The organism is Streptomyces scabiei 87.22, from assembly GCF_000091305.1.
In the GTDB taxonomy this organism is placed as follows: Bacteria; Actinomycetota; Actinomycetes; order Streptomycetales; family Streptomycetaceae; genus Streptomyces; species Streptomyces scabiei.
The window spans coordinates 1,565,606-1,579,304 of sequence record NC_013929.1 but is presented as its reverse complement, the minus strand read 5'-3'; the positions used below and the strand labels follow the sequence as shown (position 1 = coordinate 1,579,304).

Genomic DNA, 13,699 nt, shown 5'->3' with positions numbered 1-13,699 from the left:
CGGCTTGTTGCGTCAAGAGGTGGGAGCGATCGGTAACGTGGGTTGCTGGAGCGGCCTGCGCTGTTCACATCTCCCTCGGAACCCTCAAAACCAGCCATGAAGGGTTCACCGCCCGCCACCCCAAGATCACAGCAGGCACCGACGGTGCCCGCATCCTCCGCGTGATGAAGCTCGACGCAACTGACCGCACTGCTGGTCCCGTCGCAGGCGGTGGGGTGGGCGTGAAGTGCCTCTTGTCACGGAGCATGGCCCAAAGGACGTCGACTCGGCGGCGTGCGAGGGCGAGCAATGCCTGGGTATGGATCAGACCCTCCGCGCTTCTTTTCAGGTAGTGGTCACGAGAGAGGCCTGGGCGCATCATGGCGGTTTGGGCGGCCGGCGTCTGCGTAGTTGGACAGATCTCCAACGACGGCGAGGAACTCGGCCCCGAGGATGGGGCCATCCTCGGCAGCGAGTTGATGACTTCGGCACGCTCGTCGAGGCGGAACATCTCGCGGATCTCCCGGTCGGTGTCTTTGATCCATACGTTGAGCATGAGGAGGTGGTGGGCGAGGTCGCACACGAGTTTGGCAGCACGGCTTTCGCCTGGCAGGGCGGCCTGCCCGTCATCAGCATCCCGACCACCTATGCCGGCTCCGAGATGACCCCCATCTGGGACCTGACCGGGAACGGTCGCAGACGAACCGGCCGATGCCCCTCGGTCCCACCGCGCTCCGGGGTCCGCGACCCCGAACTCACCCTCCACCTCCCCTCGGACATCTCGGTGACCAGCGGGAGAGGCAGGCGGCGGCTGTTCACTACTTCGAAGCGTTGCTGGCGATGCCGTCGTGCATGAGCAGCAGACCGCTGACTCCTCGGCGATCGAGGCATGGGATGTGCCCGGCCGCGTGGTGCGCTTCTTCGACCGCCGCGGTGCCGGTGGCGGGCTGTGGTCGACGGCCCTGTCCTGCCGAGTAGACGCCGTGACGGCGGTTGGGGAGTGGTCGCAGCGGCCTTCACAGCTGAACCGTTGACGACCGACCGGGCCCACAGCGCTCCAGTGTTCGCGATGGGCCCGGCCGTCATGATACGCGGCAGACCGGAACCCTGCCGCGGACATGATGTCACCCCCGGCTGCCGGTGGGTGCGAGGACGATGTCGAAGTGGACCTGCGTCCAGGTGCCGTCGATGACGCGCCCGTCCGGCGTCGGTGTGCCGGCAGGACGCTGCTCGAAGTCCTTGACGAGGGACTCCTTGACGCCGAAGACGGTGTCGGAGTCGAGCAGTTCGTCGCCGCTGACGAAGATGTGGGTTACCAGGGTCCGGCACTGCGGGGCCTCCACCATGAAGTGGAGGTGCGAGGCGCGCATCGGCGAGCGTCCGGTCGCGGCCAGCATATTGCCGACCGGCCCGTCGTGCGGGATCGGGTATGGAGTCGGTGTTATGCCCCAGAAGCGGTAGCTCCCGTCGGCGTCCGTGAACAGGTGCGCGCGGGCCGCGACCCGGTCGTCGTCGTACTGGACGTCGTAGAAGCCGTCCTCGTCTGCCTCCCAGACCTCGATCTTCGCCCCGGGAATCGGGTTGCCGTGGGTGTCGCGCACGGTTCCCTCGATCCAGCAGGGCTCGCCTGCGGCTCCGAAGGACATGTCTCCGCCTGGCTCGATCCTCGGGGAGCCCTCAACGAAGAAGGGTCCGAAGACGGTGGCCTCGGTGGCGTCGCCGTAGGCCTCGTTGTTGATCGCGATGGTCTGCATGGACGCGCCGAGGGTGTCCGAGAGCAGGATGAACTCCTGGCGTTTGTCCTCGGTGAGGTGGCCGACGGCGGTGAGGAACTCGATGCCCTTGGTCCACTCCTCCTCGGTGAGGCGGACCTCGCGCAGGAAGGCGTGGAGGTGTTTGACGACCGCCTGCATCAGCTCCTTGAGGCGGGGGTCCTGGCAGGAGTCGAAGGAGCGCTGCACCCGCGCGATCAGGTCTTCCTCGCGGGCCGCCTGCTCCGACGACACATCGTGGAGGGTCATGCGGGGTCACTTCCTTCCCAGGCCGCGCGCAGCAGCGCGGTGAGGTTCTCCTCGGTCACGGGGGTGGGGTTGTCCGCGGGAATCGCGGCGAGGACCGGCGCCACCGCGCGGGCAATGCCCTCCTCGGGCATGCCGTAGTCGCGCAGCGCGCGCGGGGCGTTGAGGGTTGCGCGCAGTGCGGCGAGTCCGGCTAGCGCCGTCGGGCTGCCGAAGGCCTCCGCGACGCGCCGTTCGGTCTCGGACACGGCCGGGGCGTTGAAGGCCAGGACGTGCGGGAGGACCACCGCGTGGGTCTGGGCGTGCGGGAGGTTGAACATGCCGCCGAGCACGTGGCAGATCTTGTGGTGCATGCCCGAGCCGGCCGAGGCGAAGGCGACGGCGGCCAAGTAGGCGCCGTAGAGCGTCTGTTGGCGGCCGTCCAGGCCGGTCGGGTCGGCGGCCACGGCGGGCAGGCCGCGGGCCAGGCCCCGGATGCCCTCTCCCGCCAGGGCCCGGTCGATCGGGTCGGCGTGCGGAGCCCACATGGAGTCGACGCAGTGGGCCAGGGCGTTGAGGCCGCTGGCCACGGACATCTCCACCGGCAGGCTCGACAGCAGCGAGGCGTCGTAGACGATCGAGCGCGGCAGAACCCGCGGGTCGATGCCGGTCGTCTTCACCTCGCCCTCGGTCAGGCCCCAGACGTTCGTCGCCTCCGAGCCGGCGTAGGTGGTGGGGACGGCCACGATCGGCAGGCCGGTCGTCAGCGCCACCGCCTTGGCCAGGCCGGTCGTCGAGCCGCCGCCGACGCACACCAGCGCGTCCACGGCACCCTCCGTCGCGGCCTTCCGGGCACGCTCGGCGACGTCGACCGGGACATGCATGACGACCTCGTCGTGGCGCACCGCCACCGGCAGGTCCGCGCCGACGCGGTCGGCGAGAGCCGCCTCCCCCGGTGCGGCGAGGAGCATCACCTTCGTCGCCTTCAGCGCGGCCACCTCGGCGGCCACCGCGGCCGGCGCCGCGCCGGGGGCGAAGACGACCCGCTGCGGCAGGGTCTCGTGGATGAACCGCACGGTCACGCCTTTCCGAGGAGCTGGGCGAGGGCGCCGCGCAGGGCCGCCTCGGGCTCGTCGGCGAGGCTCATCGAACGCCAGGCGACGTGTTTGTCGGGGCGCACCAGGATCGCGCCGGACTCCTCGACCTCGCGCAGCTTGGCCCAGTCGTAGTAGAGGTCCGTCACCTCGCGGCCGGGGCCGATCACCACGGCTTCGAGCGGGATGACGAGGTCCTGCGCGACCTTCTCGGCGGCAGCGGCCCAGTCCTCGCCGGCGATGCCCGTGATCAGGGTCCAGCGGGTGTAGGGCGCGAGGTCCATCAGGGCGAGCTTGGTGACGTTGTCGCCGACCCAGGCGTGCGGAAGGTGCGCGCCGGGGCTGGTGGACATGACGTGGTAGAGGTCCTCGTCCCTGCTCGGGGCGGGGCGGGTGCCGTCGGAGACGACGGCGGCGGACTCGTAGAACTGGCCGAGTTCGACGCCGTGCGCGTTGAACTCGTAGTGCTTGGTCTCCATCGCCGCCACCAGCGCGGCCCGCTTGGCCGCGCCCTCGGGGGTGTTGGCCTTGCGCTCCTCGATCAGGGCCCGCATCTCGTCCTCGTCCTGGGCGTCAAGGACGCCGAGGGCCTCGAAGAGGTCGACGAACTCGCGGCTGGACCTGTTGGCGCGGGTGACGATCCGCTTCGCGACAGGCGCCCGCTCCACCGAGTACGTCTCCAGCAGCGACGGGTCGGCCTGGCCGCGCAGCACGGCCGCGAGCTTCCAGGCGAGGTTGTAGGAGTCCTGGACGCTGGTGTTGGAGCCCAGGCCGTTGCTCGGCGGGTGGCGGTGGACGGCGTCGCCCGCGCAGAAGACACGGCCCTTGTGCAGGCGGGTGGCGTACATCTCGTTGTTCCCCCAGAGGCTGGTGCCGGTGATCTCGACCTCGAGGTCGGGGATCCCCAGCAGCTGCCGCACGATGCGGATCGCCTCGGCGTTGTCGACCACGGGGGGCTCGGAGTCGATGTCGTAGCCCCACACGATGAGCCACTCGTTCCACGGGCGGACCATCCGGACCAGTCCGGCGCCGATACCGCCGACGTTGGCGCCCGGCTGGATCACCCAGTACAGGACCGAGGGTCGGTGGCCGACGTAGGACGTGATGTCGGCCTTGAAGGTGATGTTCATCGAACCGGCGATGTCCATCGCGCCCTCGTAGGGCAGGCCTATGTCCTCGGCGACCCGGGAGCGGGCGCCGTCGGCGCCGATGAGGTACTTCGCCCGGATGTCGTACTCCTGGCCGGTGAGCCGGTCACGGACCCGGACGGTGACGCCCGTGTCGTCCTGCGTGTGCGCGAGGTACTCCGTGGAGAACCGGGTCTGGGTGCCGCGGACGGTGGCGTTCTTGACGAGGATCGGTTCGAGATAGGTCTGCGGGATGTCGACGGTGAGGCAGGGCGAGGCCAGCCGGTAGTCCGCCTCCCGGTCGGGCCGGGTCCCCCAGGTGTGGATACGGCCGATCTCCTCGCCCGCGATGGAGGTGCAGAAGACGGTGTCACCGACGAGGTCGTGGTCGGTGGCGTCGGCCAGCACCTGGTCCTCGATCCCCATGTCGCGGTAAATCTCCATCGCCCGCTGGTTGGTGATGTGCGCCCGGGGCGTGTTCGCGGTCCACCGGTACTTGGTGATCACGATGTTGTCGATTCCCAGGGTCGACAGGAACAGCGCCGCCGAGGCGCCGGCCGGGCCGGAGCCGACGATCAGGACATCGGTCTCGACGTGCGACGATGCCGGAAGTTCGGTCTCGCGTTGACCGTCGTTGAACTCGGGCATGGGGTCCCTCGCCTTCTTCTCGCGGTGCGCTGAAGGCAGCTTGCCCCCGGATTCGGCCGCATCCGGCGGGACGGGGTGGAGGACGGCCGAAATCCGTATGTCGGCGCTGTTTCCCTTGCGCTTCGTTCAGTCGCGCTTCGCTGCGGTACGGCGCAACTCGCCCGCCGTGACCCCGAATCGGGCGTGGAAGGTCTGTGAGAAGTGAGCGACCGAGCTGAATCCACACATGGCCGCCACCGACGCCGTGCGCGATTGGGCGGCGTCCGGTCCCGTCAGCACGCCGTAGGCGAGTTCGAGGCGCCGTCCCAGCACGTAGCGCGGAAACGTGGTGCCTGCCTCCGCGAAGACACGGGTGAGCTGACGGACGCTGATGCCGACCGCTTCGGCGACCTCGGGGGCCGACAGGCGTGGATCACGCAGTTGCTCCTCGATGCGGGCGCACGCGAGGGCGCGGTGCACGACGGGCCTCCGGGTGGCACCCCCGCTCACGAGCGCGGACGCCAGGTCGACGATCGCCTGCTCGTCGGGCCGGATCGCGGCCTCGCCCCCGACGGAGCGGCCGACCAGGCGGGCGAGCGCGCGGCCGTAGGGGTTCGCTTCGCTGCTGCGGACGATGAGCGGTTCTCCGAGTGCGGCCCGCTCCGGCAGCGCCTCACGATGCACCCGTACCGCCAACTCGTCCAGACCCTGGCCGAAACCGCGGACGAAGCTTCCGTCCGCGTCACAGACCACGACGTCGCCGGGACGGACGACCTGGCGTCGGCCTGCCTGCTGGAACAGCGCCTCCCCGCGCAGGGAGACGTAGACGGCGACGGAGCCCGTCGGCCGCCGTTCGACGAGGTCGGCGGAACGCTCCACGACGTGGGCCGTGGCGCAGACGCGCGCCAGATGGACCCGCCCGAGGGCGAGGTTGTCCTCGCGGGCCCGGAAGTCCTCACCGCCCGGTGTGCGGCACTTCAGCGCGATCAGGGCGTCGGCGTTGTGCTCCTCCCAGGCCCGCAGCCGCTCGGCCGGCGGCACATGAGCCGTCGAGAACGCCTGCGCCGGGCGGGGCGCCGCTGCGGGGTGCATGGCTCCGAGAGTAAGACCGTCAACCCGGATTCCCGACCCTTCGGGCGAAGAAGGCGTTGAACCAAGTCATGACGGGCCTCGATCGAGCCCTCAAGGGTCTCGGTCAGGCCTGAACCGTGAGTGCGGCCATCGCACGATCGAGCAGCAGTGATGAGGGCACCGTGGCCTCGCACGCCACCCAGGCTGCGACGGCCGCGTCGAGGCAGGCGAGTGTGGATCCGACCAGGGCGTCCGACCGGGGGTCCGTGAAGCCGTCTGCGCCATCGCTCAAACGGCGGGAGACCTCCGGCAACAGGGCCTCGTGCCAGCTCAGCTGTTTCTCCCAGTAGCGGGCACGCAGTGACGGGGTCTCTCTGATCATCCGCAGGTGGCGGAGCGACTCCTGCGGTGCCTCGTCCCACGCCCCGGTGATGACGTGGAACGTGTGCCGAAGTGCCTCCCAGGGCGTCTCATTCTCGGGCTGGGAGGAGAGGACGTCGGCGATGTCGCGGACTCGGTCACCGACCGAAACGGTGGTACGCGAATCCGTCCCGCAGTGGACGATCCTGCGCGCCGCCCGGTCGCGCAGAACTTCACCGAGGACGTCTTCCTGGAGCCGGTCAGGGCCGGAAACCTGGCACTGCCCTCCGCCGAGGGACGCGAGGCGTTCATCGACGTCGCCGACATCGCGGACGTCGCCGTCGCCGCGCTCACCAGCGACGCCCACACGGGCCGCGTGTACGAACACCGGGCCAGAGGCATTCTCCTTCCGCACCATCGCCTCCCTCATCTCCGAAGCGACGGGACGCGAGATCCACTGCACCCCGGTCGACCGCGCCACGTACCTGGACACCCTCGTCCAGCAGGGATTCCCGGACGAGGCCGCCCAGGCGGTCACGAACCTGATGGAGTCGATCGCCCACGGAGTCGGCGACAGGGTCACCGACGACGTCCGGCGGGTTCTGGGCCGCCCGCCGCGTCTCTTCGCCGACTACGTCAAGGAAGCGGCCGCATCGGGCGCGTGGGTTCCTGGCGGAACGGCCGGTCGTCGCCGCGTGAGGCGGACGGCGGGAACCGGCAGCACGGCATGTCGCCGCCGGGACGGCTCTCGGAACCGCGTAAGCGCGAGATCTACGAAGCCGTCCTCGAGCTCCTGTGCGAGGTGGGCTACCAGGGCCTGTCGATGCCGGCGCTCGCCGCCCGGGCACGCAGCCCTGCCACCATCTATCGCCAGTGGCAGGGCAAGGCGGGACTGGTGATCGCCGCGCTGATCAACCGTCAACCCGAACTGGCGGCGGATGTCGACACCGGTTCGCTCGCCGGCGATCTGTACGCGCTCGTGCGTCGGCTTCCGGACGTCGCATCGGGAGAGATCGAGCTGATGGCGGCGCTCGCGCATGCCGCCATGCGTGAGGAAGACGTCGCGAAAGCGATGCGCGACGCGCGAAGGGCCACCCGTGTGGGTAGCCCTTCGCTGACGATCGTCATCTCGGCTAATCCGTCTGTGGCACGAAGGCCGGCGGAAGGCACGCCGAGATCTCCGGACGTTCCAGCAGCGGCGCCAGTGCCTTGGCCAGCTGCTCCTGGTCTGCGGCGGGGAGCGTTTCGAGGAAGCGGTCGATGACGCTCCGGTTCACGGCTTCGAACCCTCTGATGGCGGTACGGCCGTCGTCGCTGATCCTGATCCGCTTCATCCGCCGGTCGGTCGGATCCTCGCGGCGTTCGATGAAGCCGCGGCGCACCAGACCGTCCAGAGACCGGCTGATCGCCCCGAGGGAGATCATCGCGAACTCGGCCGCCTCCTTCACGCTCAGCTCGGTGTCGATCTCGTCGAGGTGGTGCAGCACTCGGATCTGGGTGGTTGTCAGCTCGAGTGCGTCAACGGTGTCGAACACGTTGACCGTCGCCTCCCGCCCGAAGTAGGCGATGAGGGCGAAGAGGCTCGTCGACAGATCGGGTCTGGCGACCTCGCCGGACCCGGATGACCCGGTACCGATTGATGCGTGCATGCACGCAATTATTGCAGGCGTGCCGCGGGGCTTCAACTACGACAGCGTTGATCCTCACCCGGCGACGTCGAGTTGCAGCACCAGCGGACTCGTGCGCGTCCGCAGGCCCGGGAGGATCTCCTTGAGCAGTGCGTCGAGCTCTTTGCGTGTGCTGACGGAGTACGCTTCGCAGCCGAAGCCGGCGGCGAGCGCGGTGGCGTCGAGTTCGGGGAATCCTCCCCATGGCCCCTTCCCGCCGGCGTTCGCCGCGAGCCGATCCATCACGGCGTATCTCCGGTTCCTGACGACCACGGCCAACGCGCCGATGCCGTAGTGGGCCGCAGTCCACAGCGCTTGCACGGTGTACGCTGCGGAGCCGTCGCCGAGCACTGCCACGACGGGTCTGTCGGGCAGGGCCATGCGAAGCCCGATCGCGCCGGCGAGACCGAAACCGAGCCAGCCGGATCCGTTGCTCACGAAGGACAGCGGGGTGGTGGCGGGAATCGCCTCGACGAGTTCCAGGCGGGTGGACGGCGACTCTTCGACGAGGATCGCGTCCTTGTCCAGGTGCTCGGCCAAGGTCGCGAACGCCGCGGCCGGTGTGAGCTCCGCCGAGCCGTTGACCACGGCGGCCGGTCGGCTCCGCCAGGGCCCGGGCGTCCGCGCCCGCAGAACGGACGCGAGGGTGCTGCAGGTGCTCGCGAGATCGCCGAGTACTGCCACGTCGCATCCGCTGCGGTGGGCCTCCTCGGGAACGGACGTCAGAACCGCGAGACGGGTGCCGGCTGCGTAAGTCGGTACCGCCTCGTCGTACAGGTAGCCGCGCAGCATGCTTGCGCCGATCGCCAGGATGGCGTCGTGCCCGTCGAGTGCCGAACGCACGGCGCCGCGCTGCCACGGGAGATCCCCGCGGTACGCGGGGTGGTCGTGCGGGAAGCCCTGACGGCTGGCAAACGGTTCCTGCCAAACGGGACAGCCGAGCCGCTCGACGAGAGTGACGACCTCGTCCCACGCGCCGTCGATCGCCGCTCCGGAGCCGATGACGGCGACCGGATTGACGGATTCCTCGAGGAGGGCGACGAGCGGCTCGAGCTGATCGGGCGTCACAGTCCGTCCTAGCACGACGGTGCGCGGGGCTCCGGTCGCCAGCGGATCAGCCGGTTCGGACCAGTCGCTGAGCGGTGCGACCACGACGGCCGGACCAGCACCTGCTGCGGCCTCGTGATGAGCACGGGCGACGGCCGCGGGAAGATCCTGCGGCCGGGCCGGTGTCGTGGACCAGACTGCGTAGTCTCCCAGCAGGTTCTCCAGGCCGCTGGCGCTGAGGAACGGACCGCCGGCGATGTGGCGCCGGTCCTGCTGTCCGACGAGCACCACGAGCGGGACCCGCGCGGCATGGGCATTGGACAGGGCACCGACGGCATTGCCGAGGCCGGCGGACGTGTGCAGGTTCAGCAGCGCCGGTTTGCCGGTTCCCATCGCGTAGCCCGTGGCGATTCCGGCGATCGCGCCCTCGTGCAGGCCGAGCACGTACCGGAAGTCGGCGGGAAGATCGGTCAGGAACGGGATCTCGGTGGACCCGGGATTCCCGAACACAGTGGTCGATCCGAGGTCGCGCAGGACATCGAGAGTCGTGTCGCGCACCGAAAAGGTCATGAGGGGCTCCCGGGGATGCCGAGCGCGAGTTCTCCGGTGCCGGGGACGAAGCCCGGAGGCGGTCCCAGCCAGAATCCCGACTCGGGTGGATCGGCGAGGTCTTGCGCCGCGGTCCGGTCGACGACGGATTCCCATGCGTCGGCGACCTCGTCGACGGACGGGGCGGTGAGGCGGACGCCGTCGGTCTGGCGGTAGAGCACCTCGTGCAGGTGTCCCTCCTCGGCGACGACGTTCTTTCCCGATGCGGGGCAGTCGGGATGGACGAGGTAGGCGGCGATGGGCGCGACGCGGTCGGGCGAACGTCGCTCGATGACCTCCGGACTGAGCGGCGGGATGTCCGCCAGGCGCGCCGACATCGTGAGCGCGCCGGGGGAGAGGGTGTTGACGGCGATGCCGTCCTGCGCGCCCTCGAAGGCGAGGGTACGCGTGAGCCCCCAGATTCCGGATTTGACGGCACCGTAGACCGAGCCGTAGCCCGCGCCGAGCATCGCGCCGGACGTCGTGTTGAGGATGCGGCCGCCTCCGTTGCGCAGGAGATGCGGCCACACGGCCCGGCACATCCAGATGGTGCCGTAGAGGTGGACGTCGATCATGCGCGTGATCTCGTCGGGCTGCAGTTCGAGGAACTGGGCGAAGCGCATGACACCGGCGTTGTTGATGAGCGCGTCGACCCGGCCGTACGCGTCCAGCGCCGTGGCTACGACTGCGAGCGCACCGTCCTCGGTGGCGACCGAGTGCGTGTCGACGACCGCCGTGCCGCCGAGGTCGCGTATCTCCTGCACGACGGTCTCCGGGTGTGCGGCGAACGTTCCCTTGCCGTCCGGTCCGACGCCTAGGTCGTTCACGACTACGCAGGCGCCAAGTCGAGCGAGAAGAAGAGCGTAGGAGCGGCCCAGGCCCGGGCTACCGCCGGCACCTGTGACGATGACAACCTGACCATCGAAGTTCACTTGTCTGTTTCCTTTGCCGAGGGCGTCATCGCCACGGGTTGGCGGGCACCGTATTCGTGCTTGATCATGCTTGTCAGTGCTTCGGTACGATCGCCGCGCCGAGCACCGAGCGGTCGGACACGTCGGCCATCGCCGCGGCCGCGTCTTCGAGCCGGTACGTGCGCTCGGCGAGTTTCGCAAGGTCGAACACGCCGCGCTCGGCGAGCTGCACCAGCCACGGAAGGTCGCGCGCCATCAGCGCCGATCCCTGCTGGCACGGATGGATCGTGCGTCCCGCGATGACTGCGAACTCCGCGAGCGGGAACGAGACGCGGGCGAAGGGGTCTGACGAGATGCCGGCGAGGACCAGATGCCCGCCGAGGCCGGTCATCGCCCATGCCTGCTCGATGCCGCGTGCGTCGCCGGACGCGTCGAAAACGAAATCTGCGCCCCCGGCGAACAGGGCTCCGCCGCCATCATCGATCTTCCGCACCTCGGCGACGGGGTCGACGGCTCCGGGATCGAAGACATCGTTCGCGCCGAACCGCTCTGCGGCGGCGCGGCGCTGCGGGAGCGGGTCCACGGCCACGATCCTGGAGGCTCCCGCGAACCGTGCCGCCTGCACGTAGCCGAGTCCGATCGGGCCGCACCCGACGACGGCGACGACGCTGTCCGGCGTGATCGGAGCGGTGATCAGCGCGGCGCCCGCCCCGGTGACGATGGGGTTTGCCACCAGTGCCAGCTGATCGTCGGGGAGATCCGTGTCGACCGGGGTGCAGTGGTACTCGGTGGTGATGGTGTGCTGTGCGAAGAGCCCGACGTTGCTGTTGCCGTGCACCGGCGTTCCGTCGGCCGTTCTCGCGTAGGCGCGGCCGAACGGGACGAGCTTCGCGCAGTATTGCGGGAGGCCACGGACGCAATACCTGCAAGAGCCGCAGTTCGGCGTGCTCACCACGATCACGCGCTGCCCCGGCCGCACACGGTCGACCGCGGACCCGACCGCCTCGACGACCGCGACGCCGCCGTGGCCGTTGACGAGGTGGGTGGGCATCGCCGGGCCGCCTACGTCGAATCCCGCGCCGCCGGGCGGCATGCTGGGCCCACCCGCCGGGGGACCCGGGGGCATACCAGGGCCGCCGGGCGGCGGGCCCGGAGGCATTTCGGGACCTCCGGGCGGGGGGCCGGGAGACATGCCCGCGCCGTCCAGTGCCGGTGGTGCCAGCGGGATGTCGGCCGAGCCTACGTTGGCTGCGCTGACGCGCAGAAGCACATCGTTGGCCTGCAACTCGCCCAGTTCGATTTCCTCGACCTGCAGGCCGGCCGGTGTCGAGATCGCTGCGATTGTCTTCATGGCACCTCCACGCCTATGGCATCGGCATCTTCGATAAACGCTTGCACGCATGCAATGGTTGCATGCGTGCTTCTAACGTGCAACCATTGCATGCGTGCAAGCAGCCAGTGACCGCGGACACACCGGGCCCGAGAGGGCCGTGCGCTCCGATCTCGGGGCCGGCTCAAGCGCGATCGCGGCCTTCTTCGGTAAGGAGGGTGTCGCCGGCATCTTCAGCGCCGTCGACGCGCTCGACCTGACCATGACCCAGGTCCGAGTGCTGCACCACGCCGCCGAGGCGGACCCCGAACTGTCAGGCAAGGAGGCAGCAGAATCCGTGGTGATGTCGATGGCGGCAGTCAGCCGGGCGGTGGACAGCCTGGTGCGCCGCGGGTACCTCGAGCGACGTGAGGACCTCGTGGACCGCCGGATGAAGGGGATCACCGAGTGCGGACGCCGGGCCATCCGGTACTCCGAGGCTGTGCACAGGGACATGATCGACCGGTTCGTGGAGGCGCTTCCGAGCGCCGAACGCGAGCGGCTCGCGGCGGCTCTGGCCCCACTGATGGAGAGACCGGAGATCGCCAGCCGTCTGCCGCGGCCTCAGTCGGGCGCGTGACGTTGCACCACAAACATCAGGCCCGTCGCCTTAGATGCGGCGGGCGAGAACAGCAGGAGGCAAAAGTGGCTGTTGAGGCCACGGTCGGCACATCAGTCGACCGAGAGGAACTCCTTCGGCGCGCGCGAGAGCTTGTGCCAGCCCTGCGAGAACGGGCGCGCGCGACGGAGGAGGGCTGCAAAGTCCCGGAGGAGTCGGTGCGCGAGATCGTCGCAGCCGGGCTTGTCCGCGCGGGCACGCCACGGCGCTTCGGCGGCTACGACGTCGAGTTCGAGACCGTGCACGAGATGACAATGGAGCTGGCCCGAGCCTGCGCCTCGACGGCCTGGTGCTTCCAGCTGTGGGCGCTGCACTGCTACTGGATGGGCTTTTGGCCGCTCGAAGCGCAGGAGGAGGTCTTCGCCGACGGTCCCGACATGCTGAGCGCGAGCGTTCAGCTGAGCGTGTCATGCGACTACGAGCGGACGCCCGGGGGCTACCGGCTCTCCGGCCGCGGACGGTTCGCCAGTGGTTCGGATCCCTCGCAGTGGCTCTTCGCGCTCGGAGTCGGGGCGGAAGGACCTCTCCAGTTCCTTGTTCCGCGCGCGCACTTCGCCGTACTCGACGGTACGTGGGATGTGGCCGGCCTGTGCGGCAGCGGCAGTAAAGACGTTGTGGTGCAGGACGCGTTCATCCCGTCGCACCGGGCCATCCGGCCGGCACCGCCGATCGACTTCGCACCCGAAGGTCCGCTCCCGTACGACCAGCACCGGCAGCGCCGGTACTCGGTTCCCCTGTCCGCCATCCAGGGGTGGGACTTCCCGGCCGTCGCCATCGGCGCGGCGCAGGGGGCGTACGACGAGATCGTGCGGCGGATGCACGGCACCAAGGGCTCGGTGCGCGCCGCGGATTCACCGGTGATCCAAGCTCAGATCGCGCAGTCCGCCGTGGAACTCGATGTCGCACGCACGCTGCTGCACCGCGACCTCGAAGACTCCCAGAGTAAGGGCGAGCGGGGCGAGACCCTCGCGCCGGTCGACTACGCCCGTTACATGGCCAACAAGTCCTACGCGCACGAGCTGGCTGTCGGGGTGGTCAACCGAATGTACGCCCTGGGCGGCGGCCGGAGCTTGTCGCGAAACGACCCGCTTCAGCGCGCGCACCGCGACGCGCACGCGACGGCCCACCCGGGAACGATCGGCCAGTTCCCGATGGCCTCCCAGCCGTACGGCCGCTGCCTGCTCGGGCTCGACCCGCGCGAGGTCAACTTCTGGACGGGACCGGCCCTGGGGTGATCCCCGCG

General features: G+C 69.6%; 11 protein-coding genes and 2 pseudogenes. 3 read left to right on the top strand and 10 right to left on the bottom strand.

Annotated features, from left to right (window positions below):
- Positions 1–208 precede the first annotated feature (208 nt).
- The 6 genes and pseudogenes from SCAB_RS48300 to SCAB_RS43660 form a co-directional block, all read right to left on the bottom strand.
- A pseudogene (locus tag SCAB_RS48300) lies at positions 209–601 on the bottom strand (IS110 family transposase); the annotation flags it as partial.
- 502 nt (positions 602–1,103) lie between these two features.
- Entirely contained in the window at positions 1,104–2,000 is an 897-nt protein-coding gene (locus SCAB_RS06700; protein ID WP_012999294.1) for an intradiol ring-cleavage dioxygenase, read from the bottom strand.
- A complete protein-coding gene (locus tag SCAB_RS06695) occupies positions 1,997–3,052 on the bottom strand; it encodes a maleylacetate reductase (RefSeq protein WP_037724158.1) in 1,056 nt (351 codons plus the stop codon). Before SCAB_RS06695 ends, SCAB_RS06700 begins: the two co-directional genes overlap by 4 nt.
- Before the next feature lie 2 nt (positions 3,053–3,054).
- Entirely contained in the window at positions 3,055–4,845 is a 1,791-nt protein-coding gene (locus SCAB_RS06690) for an FAD-dependent oxidoreductase (RefSeq protein WP_012999292.1), read from the bottom strand.
- Positions 4,846–4,971: 126 nt separating this feature from the next.
- A complete protein-coding gene (locus tag SCAB_RS06685) occupies positions 4,972–5,916 on the bottom strand; it encodes a helix-turn-helix domain-containing protein (RefSeq protein WP_012999291.1) in 945 nt (314 codons plus the stop codon).
- Positions 5,917–6,019: 103 nt separating this feature from the next.
- Positions 6,020–6,622 carry an acyl-CoA-like ligand-binding transcription factor gene (locus SCAB_RS43660; protein WP_148274184.1) on the bottom strand — a complete coding sequence of 201 codons (603 nt, stop codon included), beginning with the start codon at positions 6,620–6,622 and terminating at the stop codon, positions 6,020–6,022.
- Positions 6,623–6,982: 360 nt separating this feature from the next.
- Here SCAB_RS43660 and SCAB_RS48975 point away from each other — a divergent pair.
- Positions 6,983–7,150, top strand: a pseudogene (locus SCAB_RS48975) (TetR/AcrR family transcriptional regulator); the annotation flags it as partial.
- A 238-nt stretch (positions 7,151–7,388) separates the two neighbouring features.
- On the opposite strand, the gene SCAB_RS48285 reads toward SCAB_RS48975, so the two are convergent.
- From SCAB_RS48285 to SCAB_RS06660, 4 genes are all read right to left on the bottom strand, one after another.
- Positions 7,389–7,904: a MarR family winged helix-turn-helix transcriptional regulator gene (locus SCAB_RS48285; RefSeq protein WP_012999289.1), complete on the bottom strand. Its 516-nt coding sequence runs from the start codon at positions 7,902–7,904 to the stop codon at positions 7,389–7,391.
- 54 nt (positions 7,905–7,958) lie between these two features.
- Positions 7,959–9,539: a thiamine pyrophosphate-dependent enzyme gene (locus tag SCAB_RS06670; protein ID WP_037724143.1), complete on the bottom strand. Its 1,581-nt coding sequence runs from the start codon at positions 9,537–9,539 to the stop codon at positions 7,959–7,961.
- Positions 9,536–10,489, bottom strand: coding sequence for an SDR family NAD(P)-dependent oxidoreductase (locus SCAB_RS06665; RefSeq protein ID WP_106437233.1), 954 nt, complete (start codon positions 10,487–10,489; stop codon positions 9,536–9,538). Before SCAB_RS06665 ends, SCAB_RS06670 begins: the two co-directional genes overlap by 4 nt.
- Before the next feature lie 73 nt (positions 10,490–10,562).
- Complete coding sequence (locus SCAB_RS06660; protein ID WP_052771510.1) at positions 10,563–11,519, bottom strand: zinc-binding dehydrogenase; 957 nt, start codon at positions 11,517–11,519, stop codon at positions 10,563–10,565.
- 394 nt (positions 11,520–11,913) lie between these two features.
- On the opposite strand from SCAB_RS06660, the gene SCAB_RS06655 reads away from it, so the two are divergent.
- Positions 11,914–12,417, top strand: coding sequence for a MarR family winged helix-turn-helix transcriptional regulator (locus SCAB_RS06655; RefSeq protein ID WP_231884904.1), 504 nt, complete (start codon positions 11,914–11,916; stop codon positions 12,415–12,417).
- Positions 12,414–13,691, top strand: coding sequence for an acyl-CoA dehydrogenase family protein (locus tag SCAB_RS06650; protein ID WP_012999284.1), 1,278 nt, complete (start codon positions 12,414–12,416; stop codon positions 13,689–13,691). The genes SCAB_RS06655 and SCAB_RS06650 overlap by 4 nt, the downstream gene beginning before the upstream one ends.
- The last annotated feature ends 8 nt before the right edge of the window (positions 13,692–13,699 follow it).

What these genes read in the sequence shown, in the direction of transcription:
- SCAB_RS06700 (WP_012999294.1), bottom strand. Translation starts at nt 2,000, where the DNA reads ATGACCCTCCACGATGTGTCGTCGGAGCAGGCGGCCCGCGAGGAAGAC.
- SCAB_RS06690 (WP_012999292.1), bottom strand. Translation starts at nt 4,845, where the DNA reads ATGCCCGAGTTCAACGACGGTCAACGCGAGACCGAACTTCCGGCATCG.
- SCAB_RS06685 (WP_012999291.1), bottom strand. Translation starts at nt 5,916, where the DNA reads ATGCACCCCGCAGCGGCGCCCCGCCCGGCGCAGGCGTTCTCGACGGCT.
- SCAB_RS48285 (WP_012999289.1), bottom strand. Translation starts at nt 7,904, where the DNA reads ATGCACGCATCAATCGGTACCGGGTCATCCGGGTCCGGCGAGGTCGCC.
- SCAB_RS06670 (WP_037724143.1), bottom strand. Translation starts at nt 9,539, where the DNA reads ATGACCTTTTCGGTGCGCGACACGACTCTCGATGTCCTGCGCGACCTC.
- SCAB_RS06660 (WP_052771510.1), bottom strand. Translation starts at nt 11,519, where the DNA reads ATGCCCACCCACCTCGTCAACGGCCACGGCGGCGTCGCGGTCGTCGAG.